Origin of the sequence: Paenarthrobacter sp. TAF1 (genome assembly GCF_052113825.1) — a bacterium.
GTDB classification, from domain to species: Bacteria; Actinomycetota; Actinomycetes; order Actinomycetales; family Micrococcaceae; genus Arthrobacter; species Arthrobacter nicotinovorans.
In genome coordinates, this window is the sequence record NZ_JBFRDO010000016.1 from 38,204 (window position 1) to 53,030 (window position 14,827).

14 protein-coding genes are annotated in these 14,827 nt (G+C 62.4%); 4 read left to right on the forward strand and 10 right to left on the reverse strand.

Going from position 1 to position 14,827, the window contains the following annotated elements; all coding sequences use genetic code 11:
- Window positions 1-33: 33 nt before the first annotated feature.
- The 7 genes from AB4Y81_RS17365 to AB4Y81_RS17395 form a co-directional block, all read right to left on the reverse strand.
- Window positions 34-1,830 (reverse strand): peptidoglycan D,D-transpeptidase FtsI family protein, encoded by a 1,797-nt coding sequence (locus tag AB4Y81_RS17365; RefSeq protein WP_018779288.1) that lies wholly within the window; start codon window positions 1,828-1,830, stop codon window positions 34-36.
- A gap of 42 nt (window positions 1,831-1,872) precedes the next feature.
- Complete coding sequence (locus AB4Y81_RS17370; RefSeq protein WP_189075743.1) at window positions 1,873-2,544, reverse strand: hypothetical protein; 672 nt, start codon at window positions 2,542-2,544, stop codon at window positions 1,873-1,875.
- Window positions 2,541-3,539: a 16S rRNA (cytosine(1402)-N(4))-methyltransferase RsmH gene (gene rsmH, locus AB4Y81_RS17375; protein WP_018779286.1), complete on the reverse strand. Its 999-nt coding sequence runs from the start codon at window positions 3,537-3,539 to the stop codon at window positions 2,541-2,543. The genes AB4Y81_RS17370 and rsmH overlap by 4 nt, the downstream gene beginning before the upstream one ends.
- 163 nt (window positions 3,540-3,702) lie before the next feature.
- Window positions 3,703-4,134: a division/cell wall cluster transcriptional repressor MraZ gene (gene mraZ, locus AB4Y81_RS17380; RefSeq protein WP_018779285.1), complete on the reverse strand. Its 432-nt coding sequence runs from the start codon at window positions 4,132-4,134 to the stop codon at window positions 3,703-3,705.
- 449 nt (window positions 4,135-4,583) lie between these two features.
- A complete protein-coding gene (locus AB4Y81_RS17385) occupies window positions 4,584-4,952 on the reverse strand; it encodes a DUF3040 domain-containing protein (RefSeq protein ID WP_039240730.1) in 369 nt (122 codons plus the stop codon).
- A gap of 239 nt (window positions 4,953-5,191) precedes the next feature.
- On the reverse strand, window positions 5,192-6,454 hold the full coding sequence (gene dinB, locus AB4Y81_RS17390) for a DNA polymerase IV (protein WP_189075744.1): 1,263 nt from the start codon (window positions 6,452-6,454) through the stop codon (window positions 5,192-5,194).
- 92 nt (window positions 6,455-6,546) lie between these two features.
- Window positions 6,547-6,825, reverse strand: a complete 279-nt coding sequence (locus AB4Y81_RS17395) for a hypothetical protein (RefSeq protein WP_306765510.1) — start codon at window positions 6,823-6,825, stop codon at window positions 6,547-6,549.
- On the opposite strand from AB4Y81_RS17395, the gene AB4Y81_RS17400 reads away from it, so the two are divergent.
- On the forward strand, window positions 6,824-7,114 hold the full coding sequence (locus tag AB4Y81_RS17400) for a hypothetical protein (protein WP_307730322.1): 291 nt from the start codon (window positions 6,824-6,826) through the stop codon (window positions 7,112-7,114). The two genes, AB4Y81_RS17395 and AB4Y81_RS17400, sit on opposite strands and share 2 nt — an antisense overlap.
- Complete coding sequence (locus tag AB4Y81_RS17405; protein WP_055977799.1) at window positions 7,111-8,205, forward strand: polyprenyl synthetase family protein; 1,095 nt, start codon at window positions 7,111-7,113, stop codon at window positions 8,203-8,205. The genes AB4Y81_RS17400 and AB4Y81_RS17405 overlap by 4 nt, the downstream gene beginning before the upstream one ends.
- Window positions 8,206-8,327: 122 nt before the next feature.
- On the opposite strand, the gene AB4Y81_RS17410 is transcribed toward AB4Y81_RS17405, so the two are convergent.
- Entirely contained in the window at window positions 8,328-8,681 is a 354-nt protein-coding gene (locus AB4Y81_RS17410; protein ID WP_018779279.1) for an Rv2175c family DNA-binding protein, read from the reverse strand.
- Between the two features lie 258 nt (window positions 8,682-8,939).
- Here AB4Y81_RS17410 and AB4Y81_RS17415 point away from each other — a divergent pair, with 258 nt between their 5' ends.
- Window positions 8,940-10,283 carry a LysM peptidoglycan-binding domain-containing protein gene (locus tag AB4Y81_RS17415; protein ID WP_026267378.1) on the forward strand — a complete coding sequence of 448 codons (1,344 nt, stop codon included), beginning with the start codon at window positions 8,940-8,942 and terminating at the stop codon, window positions 10,281-10,283.
- Between the two features lie 77 nt (window positions 10,284-10,360).
- Window positions 10,361-12,415, forward strand: coding sequence for a Stk1 family PASTA domain-containing Ser/Thr kinase (pknB, locus tag AB4Y81_RS17420; RefSeq protein WP_189075746.1), 2,055 nt, complete (start codon window positions 10,361-10,363; stop codon window positions 12,413-12,415).
- Between the two features lie 91 nt (window positions 12,416-12,506).
- Here the strand turns inward: pknB and AB4Y81_RS17425 are convergent, their stop codons facing one another.
- Together AB4Y81_RS17425 and AB4Y81_RS17430 are read right to left on the reverse strand one after the other, a co-directional pair.
- Window positions 12,507-13,910 (reverse strand): class II 3-deoxy-7-phosphoheptulonate synthase, encoded by a 1,404-nt coding sequence (locus AB4Y81_RS17425; protein ID WP_039240719.1) that lies wholly within the window; start codon window positions 13,908-13,910, stop codon window positions 12,507-12,509.
- A 66-nt stretch (window positions 13,911-13,976) separates the two neighbouring features.
- Entirely contained in the window at window positions 13,977-14,768 is a 792-nt protein-coding gene (locus tag AB4Y81_RS17430; protein ID WP_026267377.1) for a lysophospholipid acyltransferase family protein, read from the reverse strand.
- Between the last annotated feature and the right edge of the window lie 59 nt (window positions 14,769-14,827).

The window sequence follows — 14,827 nt, forward strand, 5'->3', positions numbered from 1 at the left end:
TCGAATGGTGACCGAAACAGACGCCCAAGAAGCTTACTTGACGAACTGGGGCAGCCGCGCGGGAGTCCCGGTGGATGGGGCCACGTTGTAGGTCCTCAGGACCTGTGCCATCACTGACCGGAACACCGGGCCGTTGGTGACTCCATAGATGTTTCCCTTGGGGCGCTGCAAGACCACTTCCACGATGAACCGGGGGTCATCCATGGGGGCCATGCCAACCATCGAGGCAGTGTAGCCATCGAAGCCCGGCAGTCCGTCCTCACGCGGGGCTTGGGACGTACCGGTCTTGGCGCCGACACGGTAGCCGTCGATGGCGGCATCCTTGATCTGTCCCTCGGTCACTGCGCTCTCCAGGATGTCCCTGACCTGTTGGGCGGTCTCCTTCGAGACCACTTGGCGCGGATCCTTGGCAGGGGCCTTCTGCTCCTGGCCGTCGGGGCCGATGTAACCGTCAATCAGCCGGGGTTGGAGCATCACCCCGTTGTTGGCGATGCTCTGGAAGGCCCGGACCGTCTGCAGCGTCGACTGCGACACGCCCTGTCCGAAGAGCACCGTGTACTGCTGGCGTTCATCCCATTGGTCTGGCGTGGCGAGGATGCCCGTCGCTTCGGCCGGCAGCCCGATGTCCGTCTGCTCTCCGATGCCGAACTTCTTCAGCCAGTCATACCGCTGCTCTTTGCTCAGGCGGCTCCCGACCATCACGGTGCCGGTGTTCATGGACCAGCCCAGGATGCCGGCGAGGGTGCGTTCTTCGGTGCCGTGCTCGAAAGCGTCCGTGAAGGTCTGTCCGTCAATGGTGTATGCGGGCGGAATGGTGAAGTGGTCCAGCGGGAAGGACTTGCCCTCCTCGATTGCCGCCGCAGCGGTGATCATCTTCTGGACGGAGCCGGGCTCGTAGGCGGCAGTCACCGAACGCACGCCACGGTCCTTGGCGTCGACTTTGCCTGGGTCGTTCGGGTCCGGGGCATTGGTGTCGGCCAGGGCGATGAGGTTGCCGGTCTTCGTGTCGATCACGACGATCGAACCCCACTCGGCATTCATTTTGTTGACCTGGCTCTGAATAGCCTGTTGAGCGAAGTACTGGATGTCGGTATTGATGGTCAGTTTGACGTCACTGCCGTCGACGGCGGGTGTCAGTTCATCAGTGGCCACGGGAATACGGAGGCCGTCGGCACCGATCTCGAAGACGCGCTTGCCTTCAGTACCGCGGAGAATCTCGTCCTGGGTTTGCTCGATGCCCGCCTGGCCGGTGGTCCCGTCCTTGAGGAAACCCACTACCCCTCCGGCCACACTGCCATTCGGGTAGACGCGTTTGCTGATGCCTTCAGCTTTGAGTCCCGGGATGTAGAGCTTGGTGATCCGGTCCTCCAGCTCAGGCTTGATGTCCTTGGCGACCACAAAGTAGCGCTTATCCCCCGTCAGGGACTCCCGGACCTTGGCGACGTCGGTCCCGAGCAAGGCCGCAAGATCAGCAATGCCCTGGTCACGCGTGATTTCGTCGAGCTTTTCCGTTTTCTCGTTGTAGCGGTGGAACGTCTCGGTGTTCGTATTCACGGTCTGGTCGACGACGATGTTGTACCGAATGACGCTGCTGGCCAGAACAGTGCCGTTCGCGTCCAGGATCTGCCCACGCTCAGCAGGGAGGACCTGGGGGGTCAGGCGCTTGGCAAGGGCAGCCTCGGCCATCCCGCCCATGTCCAGGCCCTGGACCATGAACAACTTGCCCCCGACCACCAGCAGCAGGGTCAGCATGATGCCGAGCCCAACGCGCAGCCGCCTTCGTGCCGCCGGCGTCTTCGTTTTATTCGATGTGCCGGGGTTCTGAGCCACGTTGATTCCTTGCTGCTGGCCTTGGTTCAGTGGACGGATGGACTACTGTCCGGGAGTCTTCTGCTGGGGGGCCGGGACCGACCCTCCATGAAGATCCACCGGCGGTTTCGCTGCCGGGGACGCCGGAGCTGCCGACGCAGTTGCCTGCGCGGCCGACGCTGCCGGCGCCGCGGGGGTGACTGGCTTGAGGTTCTCCAAAGGATCCTTGGTGGTCACCGAGGGAACAACATCCAATACGCCCCCGACGGCCGGAGGAGCAAGAACAGCCCCGGGGCTGTCGCCCTTGACTGCGGGAGTAGCCTTCCCGGTCACCGTCATGGTGTTCAGGTCGATCTGGCCTTTGACCGTGGAAGGAACCATACCCAATTCTGTAGCCTTGGCGGCCAGATTCTGGGGAGCTTCGAAGTTCTGCTTCTTCTGTGTCAGGTCCTGGTTTTCCTTGTTAAGGGTCGCGGCCTGCGCCTTGAGCTGCACCAGCTGGTACTGCGCCGTCGACACGGAGATGTTCAGCACCAGGACCGTCAGGAGCGCCGCTGCCATGGCCACGAAGCACAGAACCACGAAGGGGGTCCTGCGCCTGCCGGGAGCACTGCGTACAACGGAGAGCGGCGTGCGCGGCCGGCGGGCGACATCCGGCTTCCCTGCCGGTGTTGGAAGCGCGCGGGCAGTGTTGCCCACCACGGAGGGCAAAGTCCTCGCTGCGGCGTTGCTCATGCGTCTCTCCTCGATTTGATGCGTTCGACGGCCCTCAGCCGCGCAGAAGCCGCGCGCGGGTTCTCTGCGATTTCTGCCGCTGTGGGCACTTCCGTGCCTTTGGTGATTGTCTTCAATTCAGCTTTGTGTTCCTCGAGCTCCACCGGGAACCCGAGCGGCGCCGAGGATTTCGAGCCCTTCTGGAATACGGACTTGACGATCTTGTCTTCCAGCGAGTGATAGGACATCACCACCACGCGGCCACCCAACGCCGTGGCGGCCACTGCGGCCGGAACTGCGCGTTCCAGGACATCGAGTTCCTCGTTGACCTCGATGCGCAAAGCCTGGAAGGTGCGCTTGGCAGGGTGTCCCCCGCTTTTCGCTGCGGCGGCAGGAACCACGCTGCGAATCTGCTCCACGAGCTCGCCCGTGGTGGCAAATGGCTTCTCCGCCCTCGCGTTGACGATCCTGTTGGCAATCCGTCCGGCGAACTTCTCCTCGCCCCATTTGCGGATGATGCGGACAAGATCTTCTTCGCTGTAGGTGTTCACGACGTCGGCGGCGGTCTGCCCGCGGCTCGTGTCCATGCGCATGTCCAGAGGAGCGTCATAGGAGTAGGCGAATCCACGTTCGCGTTCGTCCAGCTGCAGCGAGGAAACTCCCAGGTCCATCAGGATGCCGTGGACCTCCGGAATTCCGAGGTCAGCCAGCACGTCCTCGATCTCGTCATAGACGGCGTGAACAAGGTCAGTGCGCTGCGAAAAGGGCTCCAGCCGGGCGCCGGCCAGTGAAAGTGCTTCTTCGTCCCGGTCAATGCCAACGAGGTGAAGATCGGGAAAGCGCTGCAGCATCGCTTCGGAGTGCCCACCCATGCCGAGAGTCGCATCGATGGCAACAGGAGTCTCTCCCCTGCTCCTGGCAGCTTCGAAGCCGGGAGCGAGCAGGTTGATGCAGCGGTCTTTCAGGACGGGCACGTGGCGCTCCGATGTGGGCTTTGCCGCGTCCTGCTCTTCCACGCTGCCTCCTCTTTCCTCAGTTACGTGCATGGTGATTCTTGAACCGGATCCCCATCCGCGCCTATCGTCCGCCGGCCTGGCTCAGGGGAAGTTGAGCCAGGAAGACTGTCCGATGGGCGGCTGGAGATCCCATTCAAGAAGCGGTACTGCTTCCACCGACCGGTTAGATGAACCCGGGCAGATTGTCGTCATCCGTTTCCGAGAAGGCTGCTTCCTTCTCGTTGAGGTACTCGTTCCAAGCGTCTGCATCCCAGATCTCGGCCCGGGTGCCGGCACCAATCACTGCCAGCTCCCTTCCCAAGCCTGCGTATGCACGGAGCGCCGGTGGAATGGTCACGCGCCCCTGCTTGTCAGGTACTTCGTCCGAGGCTCCGGACAGAAAGACCCGGATGTAGTCACGTGCCTGCTTGGAAGACAATGGCGCTTCCCGCATCGACTCGTGGATACGTTCGAATTCCTTCTGGCTGAAGACGTAGATGCAGCGCTCCTGGCCCCTTGTGAGGACCAGTCCCTCTGCAAGCTCCTCACGAAACTTGGCGGGAAGTATGATCCGGCCCTTTTCATCGAGACGCGGCGAGTGAGTGCCCAGAAACACTGGCCCCACCGCCCCTCAGTCAAGGTGCCCGTACATACCCAACACTGCCACTACCCTCTTATGTGCTCCACTTTACTCCACAACGCACCACAGTCAACGCACTCGTGGGCGTTTCTCCACCACTTTGAGATTCCTCGGGGCCGAATTGCCGCGGGTTTTCCGGGGGTGGAGTGAAGTGGAGGTATCGACACGTCGGCCGACGTCCAAGTCCCGCGCCGGGAAGCTGAAAGGCGCCTGGGAAGCGCTCTGCACCCCAAAACCGCTTTCGGCGGGAGGAAAGTGGAGCTGGTGGTGGGAAATGGAGGGGCCGGGCGTTGCAACCCTTAAATGCGAAAGGACCCGCTTGGCGGGTCCTTGTCAAAGCTTTGGAAGTGTTTAATCCACGAGCGGGCTCAGGGGCGCGACTGACTCACGATGGCCTGCTGCCGGGAGAAGTGACACGGCCTCCGTCAGTGGTCGTCGCGGCGTCGTTCATCCCAGCGCTCTTCGAGGCTGCTCATGAAGGTGCTCTTGGGCTTGGCCTTGGCGGGCTTTCCCTTACCGGATTTCCCGAAAGCCGCTCCACGCAACGTCGCGAAGTACACGCCAGCACCCATGACTATGAAGCCGAGGACACCCACAGGTATCGCCTGCAGCGAGACGCCGACCAGCAGGAGAAGAATGCCGGCGATTGCCCCAAGGACGCCAATGATGACATGCCTGGTCGACCAGCTGCGGATGGGATCCGAACCCATGGTGTTGGCAAACTTCGGATCGTCCTCATGAAGTTGCTTTTCAAGTTGCTCAAGCAGCTTCTGTTCGTGCTCCGAGAGGGGCATCGCGACCTCCTTTAGTCAGCCAGCGTCTGGACATAACGCGTCCTGTGCGTCTGTTTACCCCAACGATCGGACCAAGAATTTCGTTCCCAAAATACCCTCTTGGTTCAGCGGATACCTCAGGGCCGACTGTTCAGGAAACAGTTTGTCCAGACGATCTAAATCTCTGTAATAAATAGGATAGTTTGTCCGGGGCCGTTCTGAAAGACGCCTGGGGCCGTGCGGGACCAAGGTCACAGGGTTCAGGCCTCCGAGGCAGGTTTACCGGGTTCCAGGAGCCGGGCCGGAAGCAGGGTTTTGGAACCAAATCGCTGGGAAACCCTGTCCAGGGCCTGCTCGGCTGCCCGCCAGTTGTCATCCCGGCGGTCCAGGCTCAATTGCATCGACGTCTGACCTGCCGGTTCCAATTGCTCCGCCCGCACTCCCACCAGCCTGACGCTCATGGAACGCGGGCCCAAGGAGTCGAGCAGCTGCATGGCCACCTGGTAGATCAACTGGGCACTGTCTACCGGCGTGTGCACAGTGCGGCTCCGGGACACCGTGGAGAAATCGGCATACCGGAGCTTCAAGGCGACCGTCCGTGCGAGCATTCCGGAACTCCGGAGACGACTGGCCGTCCGGTGGGACAACCTCAACAACTCCCTGTGCAGCAGTTCTTCATCTGCTGTGTCTACGGAGAAGGTCTCTTCAGCACCAATGCTCTTCTCAACCCTGGTGGGCGTCACTGGACGGGGATCAATTCCCATGGAGAGCCTGTACACATGTTCCCCGCTTGCGCCAAGAACCTTCTTCAGCGAGGACAAGGGTGTGGCGGCCACATCGGCGACCGTTCGGATGCCCATACGCGCCAGGACCTCCCCGGTCTGGCCACCCACACCCCAGAGGGCGCTAACAGGAAGGCTGTGAAGGTAGGAAAGGGTGTCTTCGGCGTCGATCTGCAAAATGCCGTCGGGTTTGCACCGGGTGGAGGCGATCTTGGCAACGAACTTGGTGCCGGCAATCCCCACGGAAGCCGTGATGCCAAGCTCTGATTGGACCCTGCGCCTGATGAGGTGGCCAATTTCCAAGGGCGTGCCCAGCCGGCGGATGGCCCCGCCAACGTCCAGGAAAGCTTCGTCCACGCTCAAAGGCTCCACCAGGTCCGTAATGGACCCGAAGATCTCCATGAGCTGCGCTGACACCTCGTAGTACAGAGTGTGGCGGGGATTGATGACGACCGCCGCCGGACAGCGCCTCATCGCAATGGACATCGGCATGGCCGACTTGACCCCTGTGGTCCGGGCTTCATAGGAAGCAGAGAGGACCACGGACCTGTCCGCGGGGAATCCCACGATCACGGGCTTGCCCCGCAGTTCGGGACGGCTGCGGAGTTCGACGGAGACAAAGAATGCGTCCATATCAACGTGCAGGATGCTGGTTCGCCTCAATTCCCGCAGGGCTTCTTCAGCGCTGCGGGCCGGTCTGTGTCCAGCGCTTGACTCGCCGCCGGGTGCTTCCTGCCTCACAACGGCAATACTATGCCCGGGCACTGACTAAACTGGAGGCAAAGTCCGGCTCAGCCCCAGGAAGGATACCCTGTGAAGCTCTTTGGAACTCCTCAATCGCGAGGGTTTGCCCTGCTCGCAGTCAGTGTCGCAGTGGCGGTCTCCGCATGCACGCCGTCCCCCAGCGGTTCGGCGGCTCCGTCATCCACCGGCGCTGCTTCATCTTCGTCAGCTTCGCCGGCGCCCTCACCCTCCGGGACAGCGTCTTCGGCGAGCAGCACCCCCTCGCCTGAAACCACCGGGTTCACCGAGTCCAGCGCACCCGACCCCAATGCCACGGCCACGGTCAATGCGCTTGTTCCCGGATTCCCTGAGAAGCTCATTCCCGTCATGCCAAACACCTCGGTACGGTCCAGCAGCTTCGACAAGAACGCCTCCCTGGCCACCGTGGCGCTGGTAGGGACCGTCAAAGCGCCTCCGCAGGGCGTGGTGGACTACTACAAGTCCTCGCTCGAGGCCCAGGGCTTTAAGCTTGTCCCCGGACCGGAAGCGGTGGGCAACGTCACCTCCCTGGACTTTGTCCGCGGTGATGGTGAAACAGTGAATGTCTCGATCATGCAAAAGGAAGGCGTCTCTACCTTCACCATCGGCGCCAATGTGGCAGCCGGGTCCATCAAGTGACGTCAGCGTCCCCCGTCGCGTCAGAGCAGGCCCGATACATTGAAGGCGTCGCCGGCAGCCTCAGCAGTTTCCTGTCGGGACAGCGCGACGTCATGGCTACCGTTTCACCCGACGTCGATCCGCTCATCGGGTCGATCTCGACGTTGGTAACCGGCGGCAAGCGGCTGAGGGCGTTGATGTGCTACTGGGGTTGGCGCGGCGCAGGCGGCCCCGCCGGCGACGCGGACATTGTCACAGCCGGATGTGCCCTGGAACTTTTCCAGGCTGCGGCACTGATACACGACGACATCATCGACCGTTCCGATACGCGGCGCGGCGGCCCAAGCGTGCACAAACGGTTCAGCCAGCTTCATGAAACGAACGGCTGGGCCCTGGACAGCGAACATTTTGGAGATGCTGCCGCAATTTTGACCGGTGACCTCTGTCTCTCCTTCAGCGAAGAGGCTTTTACCGGGATTGGGCCCCGCGCCGTTTCAGGGAGCCCTGCCCGCCGCATCTTCAACGTGATGCGGGCAGAGGTGATGGCCGGTCAATACCTTGACATCCTTGAAGAGGTGGCCGGCCCCGTGCGCGACCGGGCGGGATCGGTGGACCGGGCCCGCTCCATCATCCGCTACAAGTCAGCCAAGTACTCCACGGAACATCCGTTGGCATTGGGCGGTGCCCTTGCCGGTGCTTCCACGGAACTACTTGCCGGGTACTCCGGTTTTTCGCTCCCGCTCGGTGAAGCGTTCCAAATGCGCGATGACGTTCTTGGGGTCTTTGGAGACCCAGCAACGACAGGAAAGCCGGCCGGAGATGACCTGCGGGAGGGCAAGCGCACTGTGCTGGTTGGCTTTGCCCTTAATCAGGCTTCGGCGGCCGAAGCCGATTACCTTGACCGCATGCTGGGGAACCCGGAACTCGCTGAGGAGGACGTTGCCAGGATCCGCCATCTCATGGTTGATTGCGGGGCTCTGGACGCGACGGAATCGCTGATCGCGCAGCTGAGCACTGACGCATTCGAAGCGTTGGAACGCCTGCCACTGGATGCACTCCCGCTGCAGGCTTTGGGAGAACTGGCCGAAGCGGCCGTCAGCCGCGCAGCCTGACACCGGGCGCAGGTCAGCCGCGCGGAGCAAGGCAAAGAAGGCATGAGACGACGACGGCGGTTTGGGGACCGCCGTCGTCGTCGCTTTAAGTAGTTGCCGCTTTAGGAAGTGAACCGGCGCAATTACCAGGCCAGCGACTGGGCGCGGCGCCTGATCTCCGTTTTACGCCCCTCACGCAAGGCGTCAATGGGACGGCCACGCAGTGATTCATCGGGAGTAAACAGCCAGGTGATCAACTCTTCGTCGTTGTAGCCGGCGTCACTAAGGACCGCAATGGTCCCCTTCAAGCTGTCCACAACATGGCCATCCTGAATAAACAAGGCCGGGACGGAGCGGATATTCCGTTCTCCCCGCCTGACGGCGACGAGCGCACGCTCATCCAAAAGTCCATGGACTTTGGTGATGGAAACTTCCAGCAACCCGGCAACATCCGGAAGCGGCAACCACTCGGAAACAAGGCTTTCTACATTACTCACGGATCAAGGTTGCCATGCCGGCCCACCCGTCGCCTAGCCGGAGCCCGAAAGGGACCACGTCGAAGCCCTTATTACCTGCAATTCCCATACCAACAAATGGCATCAAGAATCTTCCCCCGCGGGAATTGTTGTGTCCACGGAATAAGTATGAGAGATTCACACTGATCACACTTGCACCATTGATAACATCAGTAACATTGGCAACACTGACAACAGCGTTAACAATCAACCCCCGCTGTTTGAGATGAGGACTCCTTCATGACGACGCCCCGCTCGCCGAAACGAACCATGAGCATGCCCGTTATCGCGGCAACCACGGCCGCGCTTCCCGCTGTGGTTTTGTCGTCGCTTGCGCTGGCCCAACCGTCCATCGCAGCGCCCGCACCCCAGCCCCGCAAAATACCGGCCACGCTCGCTGCCGCCATGAAGGCCCAGGCAGTCACGACCGGTACGGTGATCCCCGCGCAGGCAGTGGCCGCCACGCTTCCCGCGGCGCTCCGCCCGATGGCCCCCGCAACTCCGGACAGCTACACCGTGGTTCGAGGCGACACCATCAGCGCCATCGCCCGACGTTTCAACCTCGACACCTCCGCGGTGCTCCAGCTGAACAACCTGACTCCCACCACGCTGATCTACCCGGGGCAGAGCATCAAGCTCACCGGAACGGCTGCGTCGGCCCCGGCGCCCAGCGCCCCGCCTGCCTCCGGCACCGCGAGCACCGCCACCGTCTACACGGTTGTCTCCGGCGATACCCTCGGCGGCATTGCGGCCAAGCACGGCGTTCCGCTGTCCAGCATCTTCAGCTGGAACAACCTCAATGGCAGCTCCATCATCTACCCGGGCCAAAAAATCAAGGTCAGTGGCGGATCGGCGCCGTCCGCGCCCGCAACTCCGGCACCCGCACCAGCGCCGGCACCAGCACCTGCCCCCCTGGCAAGCACGGGTTCCTACACCATCAAGGCCGGCGACACCCTCAGCTCCATCGCCTCACGGTTGGGCGTTTCGCTTTCCGCACTCATGTCGGCCAACAACGTGAACGCCAGCACGGTCATCTACCCCGGCCAGAAGCTGACCATCCCCGGCGGCAGCCTGCAGCCTGCCGGAGAGACCACACCGCTGGTGCCCAGCACATTCCTGGGGTTCACCTATCCCCCGGCCGTGGTCAGCTCCGCGAATGAAAACAAGGCACTCCTCAACGCTTCGCCGGTGCCCAGCCGCGCTGAAATGAAGACCATTGTGGCTGACACGGCACGGCGCATGGGCGTCAGCCCGTCGCTGGCCCTCGCGTTCGCAGAGCAGGAATCCGGTTTTGACCAGCGGGCCGTTTCCCCGGCCAACGCCATCGGCACCATGCAGGTCATTCCGTCCTCCGGCCAGTGGGCCTCTGACCTGGTTGGCCGGAAACTCAACCTCCTGGACCCCTACGACAACGCCACGGCCGGCGTCGCGATCATCCGCGTCCTGGTGGCCACCAGCAAGGATCTCGATACGGCCATTGCCGGTTACTACCAGGGACAGTATTCGGTGAGCAAGTACGGCATGTACGAGGACACCAAACGCTACGTCGAATCGATCAAGGCACGTCAGCGCACGTTCGGCTAGGCCTGTTGCAGCACCCTCGGAAGGGGCCCGCATCCCACCGGGGATTCGGGCCCCTTCCCTGTCTCGTTTAGGATCGTATGGTGCAAGAAGCAACGCAGGACCACCTCATCGGTACCACCGTGGACGGGCGCTACGTGGTCCGTTCCCGCTTGGCGAAAGGGGGAATGTCCACCGTCTACCTGGCCACTGACAGACGCCTGGAGCGCGACGTGGCCCTCAAGGTCCTGCACCCGCATCTGGCAAACGACCAGACCTTCCTGGAGCGCCTGAGCCGCGAAGCAAAAGCCGCAGCCAGCCTCTCACACCCCCACATAGTCGGCGTCCTGGATCAAGGCGAAGACGGCCATATCGCGTACCTGGTCATGGAGTACGTCAAGGGGCACACCCTCCGTGATGTCCTCAATACCCAAGGAGCGCTGCCCCCGCGCCTCGCCCTGGCCTTGATCGATCCCGTGATCGAAGGTCTGGCGGCCGCCCATTCATCAGGCTTGATCCACCGCGACATCAAGCCTGAGAACGTCCTGATCGCAGACGATGGTCGGATCAAGGTCGGGGATTTCGGTTTGGCCAGGGCCATCTCTGCCAACACCAGCACCGGGGCCCTGATCGGGACTGTGGCTTACTTGGCTCCGGAGCTTGTGCTTGGCCGGCCTGCCGACGCCCGCAGCGACATCTACTCGGCCGGAATCATGCTCTACGAAATGCTGACCGGCAAGCAACCGTACAACGGCGACTCCCCCATCCATGTGGCCTACCAGCACGTGAACGCCTCTGTGGGCCGCCCGTCGGACGCAGCCCCCGGGTTGGCCGAAGACCTGGACGAACTGGTGCAGTGGTGCACCTCCGTTGACGCAGAGAACAGGCCCATCGACGGGTCCGCACTGCTGACTGAACTGCGCCACATCCGTACGACGCTCACCGACGAACAGCTGGATCTCAAGCAACAGTCAGCCACCGCTGTCCTCCCTGCCGCTCCCACCACAGCCATGGCAGCCTCTGGGCCGGACACGAACGCCACTGAAGCCATTGCCACCACGGCATCACCAACGGAATTCATTGCCCGGCAAAGCAACCCCACCACCATCATGGCCGCCGGTGGCGCGTCCTACCAGTCGCCAAAGGGTGCCACGGGGGTGGAGTCACGCCCGCCCGGAAAAAGGGACCTGAAACGGATCGAACGGCAGCAGGCAAAGGACCAGGCCCGGGCGGCGGCAACCCCGGTCCGACCACTGCGGGAAGGTAATCCACGCCGTCGTGGCTTGATCTGGACCGTGGTGATCGTCATTCTTGCGCTGCTCGCGGCAAGCGCCGGCTGGTTCTTCGGCATGGGGCCGGGGTCGCCAGGCACCGTTCCGGACGTCAAGAACAAGACTGTCGCCGAGGCCCAGCAATTGCTTCGCACTGCCGGCTTCCAGTCAGAACCCCAGGATGTTTTCGATGACGATATCCTCTCCGGCCTCGCTGTTGGCACCAAGCCGGAGTCAGGTGCCGAAGTCCGGAAGTTTCAGCCCATCACCCTTTTCGTGTCCAAGGGAGCCCAGCTCTTCCCTCTCGAGGACCTCACCGGCGGCACCCTGGACGAAGCCAAAACTGCCTTGAATTCAGCCCAGATGGCCCTGGGCAACGTCACTGAGGCTTTCGATGACAAAGTGCCTGCCGGCGTGGTCATCGCCCAGGATCCCGCGAAGGGCACGGAAGTCAGGCACGGCACTCCCATTGCCCTGGTCGTCTCCAAGGGTCCCCAGCCAATCCCGGTCCCGGATGTACGGGGTCTTGCGCAGGACGCGGCAGTCAAGGCCATCCAGGATGCCGGGCTGAAGGCCGTGATCGCCCCGGAGACGGTGAACGACAAGTCCGTCCCCAAAGGCTCGGTTGTCTCGCAGGCGCCCGCCAATGGCACGCTCGTCAAGGGTGAGACGGTGACGTTGACGGTCTCGAAGGGACCAAAGATGGTCAAGATACCGAGTTTCATCGGGAAGCAGGCCGCCGAAGCGGAGAAAGAACTCAAGAAGCTGGGCTTCAAGGTAGAGATCAACAAGATCCTGGGCGGCTTCTTTGGAACGGTACGGGATCAGAATCCCGTCAATACCGAGGCACCCGAAGAATCGGTCGTGACGCTGACAGTGGTGTAGTAACCCGGCCACGCAGCGACCCAGTACCCAAGAAGGCGCGGCCCGGAGAAATCCGGACCGCGCCTTCTTCTGTGGCAGCAGGGACTGTCAGCTACCGCTTGGACAGGGCGCCGGCCACCAGGAACGCCATCTCCAGCGACTGCATGTGGTTCAGGCGCGGGTCGCATACGGACTCGTAGCGGTCCAGGAATGCGTCCTGGTCGATCGGGTCTGCGCCGCCCAAGCACTCAGCGACGTCATCGCCCGTCATTTCAACGTGCAGACCACCGGGGACGGTGCCGAGCGAGTGGTGCACCTCGAAGAAGCCACGGACTTCATCGATGACGTCGTCGAAGTTGCGGGTCTTGTAGCCGTTGGGTGAGGTCACCGTGTTGCCGTGCATCGGATCGGTCACCCACAGCACCTGGGCACCGGATGCCGTGACACGCTCGACGACGGCCGGCAGCTTTTCGCGGATGTTCCTCGCGCCCATGCGGGTGATGAACGTCAGGCGGCCGGGTTCGCGGTTCGGGTCCAGCTTGTCGATGAGGCGCAGGGCGTCGTCACCGCTGGTGGTCGGCCCGAGCTTGACGCCAATGGGGTTCCGGACACGCGACAGGAAGTCCACGTGCGCGTGGTCAAGTTCCCTGGTCCGCTCCCCGATCCAGAGGAAGTGGGCGGAGGTGTCATAAGGGAGGCCGGTACGGGAGTCGATGCGGGTGAGGGCGCGCTCATAGTCCAGCAGCAATGCTTCATGGCTGGCGAAGAATTCAACACGCTTCAGTGCCTCGAAGTCTGCCCCGCAGGAATCCATGAACATAATGGCGCGGTCGATGTCACGGGCCAGCGACTCGTAGCGTGCATGGGCAGGGTTTTCAGTGAATCCCTTGTTCCACTGGTGCACCAGGCGCAGATCAGCAAAGCCGCCCTGGGTGAAAGCACGGATCAGGTTCAGGGTGGAAGCCGAGGTGTGGTAGGCCTTCAACATGCGACCGGCATCGTGTGCGCGGGACTCAGGTGTGAACTCGTAGCCGTTGACGATGTCCCCGCGGTAAGCGGGCAAAGTCACGCCGTCGCGGGTCTCGTCATTGGACGAACGCGGCTTGGCGAACTGGCCGGCCATCCGTCCCATCTTGATCACGGGCATTGCTGCGCCGTAGGTCAGCACCACGGCCATCTGCAGGATGGTTTTGACGCGTGCGCTGATCTTGTCGGCCGTGGCAGCCTCGAACGTTTCTGCGCAGTCTCCGCCCTGGAGCAGAAACGCCTTGCCCTGGGCTGCGGCAGCCAGACGTTCCCGAAGAACATCCACTTCTCCGGCAAAGACCAATGGCGGAACAACGGAGAGTTCGTTGACCGAGGCCTTGAAGACATCGGCATCCGACCACGTTGGCTGCTGCGAAATCGGCAGGTCACGCCAGGCATCCAGCCCGGGATAGTTTGCCGCTCCGCTCTGGGCGGTGCTGGCGAGGGGATCTACTGTGGAAGGTGCGGTGTTCGCGGTTAGCTCAGTCACCCTTCAAGAGTAGTAGCCTCCGGCGGGGTTGAGGCACTGCAGGCGTAACTGATGCCGCCGTCTGCGTCACAGTTTCCTTGGTGGTTCCTGGCCTTCGGGATTGGGGTCGTCCCTGTCTTCGGCGATGTCCGCGACGGCGTCTTCGGTCCCTTCGAGCTTGTGGAGGGGCTCCGGCCCCTTTCCGGCCAGCCGTGCCTTGACGACGGCGGCATACTCGTCCACATATTCCTGGCCGGAGAGGCGCATCAGTTCGTACATGATTTCGTCGGTGACCGCCCTCTGGACCAGGCGGTCGTCCTCCATGCCGTAATAGCGGCTGAAGTCCAAGGGTTGCCCAAAGATGATGCCAATGCGGCGAATGCTTGGAAGCCTCTTGCCGATGGGTTGGACCTTCTCCGTGCCGATCATGGCTACCGGAACCACCGGAACACGGGTCTGCAGGGCAAGCCGGGCAACGCCCACCTTGCCGCGGTAGAGCCGGGCATCGGGGCTTCGCGTGCCTTCGGGGTAGATACCCAGGAGGCCGCCCGACGTGAGGACGTCTTTGCCTGCCTGCAGCGACATCTCGGACGCGGCGCCTCCGGACCGGTCCATGGGGAGCTGGTTGCTCAGCCTGAAGAACAATGCCGTCAGGCGTCCTTTAAGCCCTTTGCCGGTGAAGTACTCCGACTTCGCCAGGAAGATCACCGGGCGATGCACCATCAGGGGAAGGAAGATGGAGTCCGAAAAGGAAAGGTGGTTGGAGGCCAGGATTGCTGCGCCGTTCTCAGGGACATTGTCCAGGCCTTTGACCCAGGGGCGGAACAGGAGTTTGAGGATCGGACCCAGAAAGATCCTCTTCATGACCCAATAGAACACGTTTGTCCTCTCACGGCCGTTGGCAGGCATGCGTCCGGCAACCCGGCCGGCATTCAACT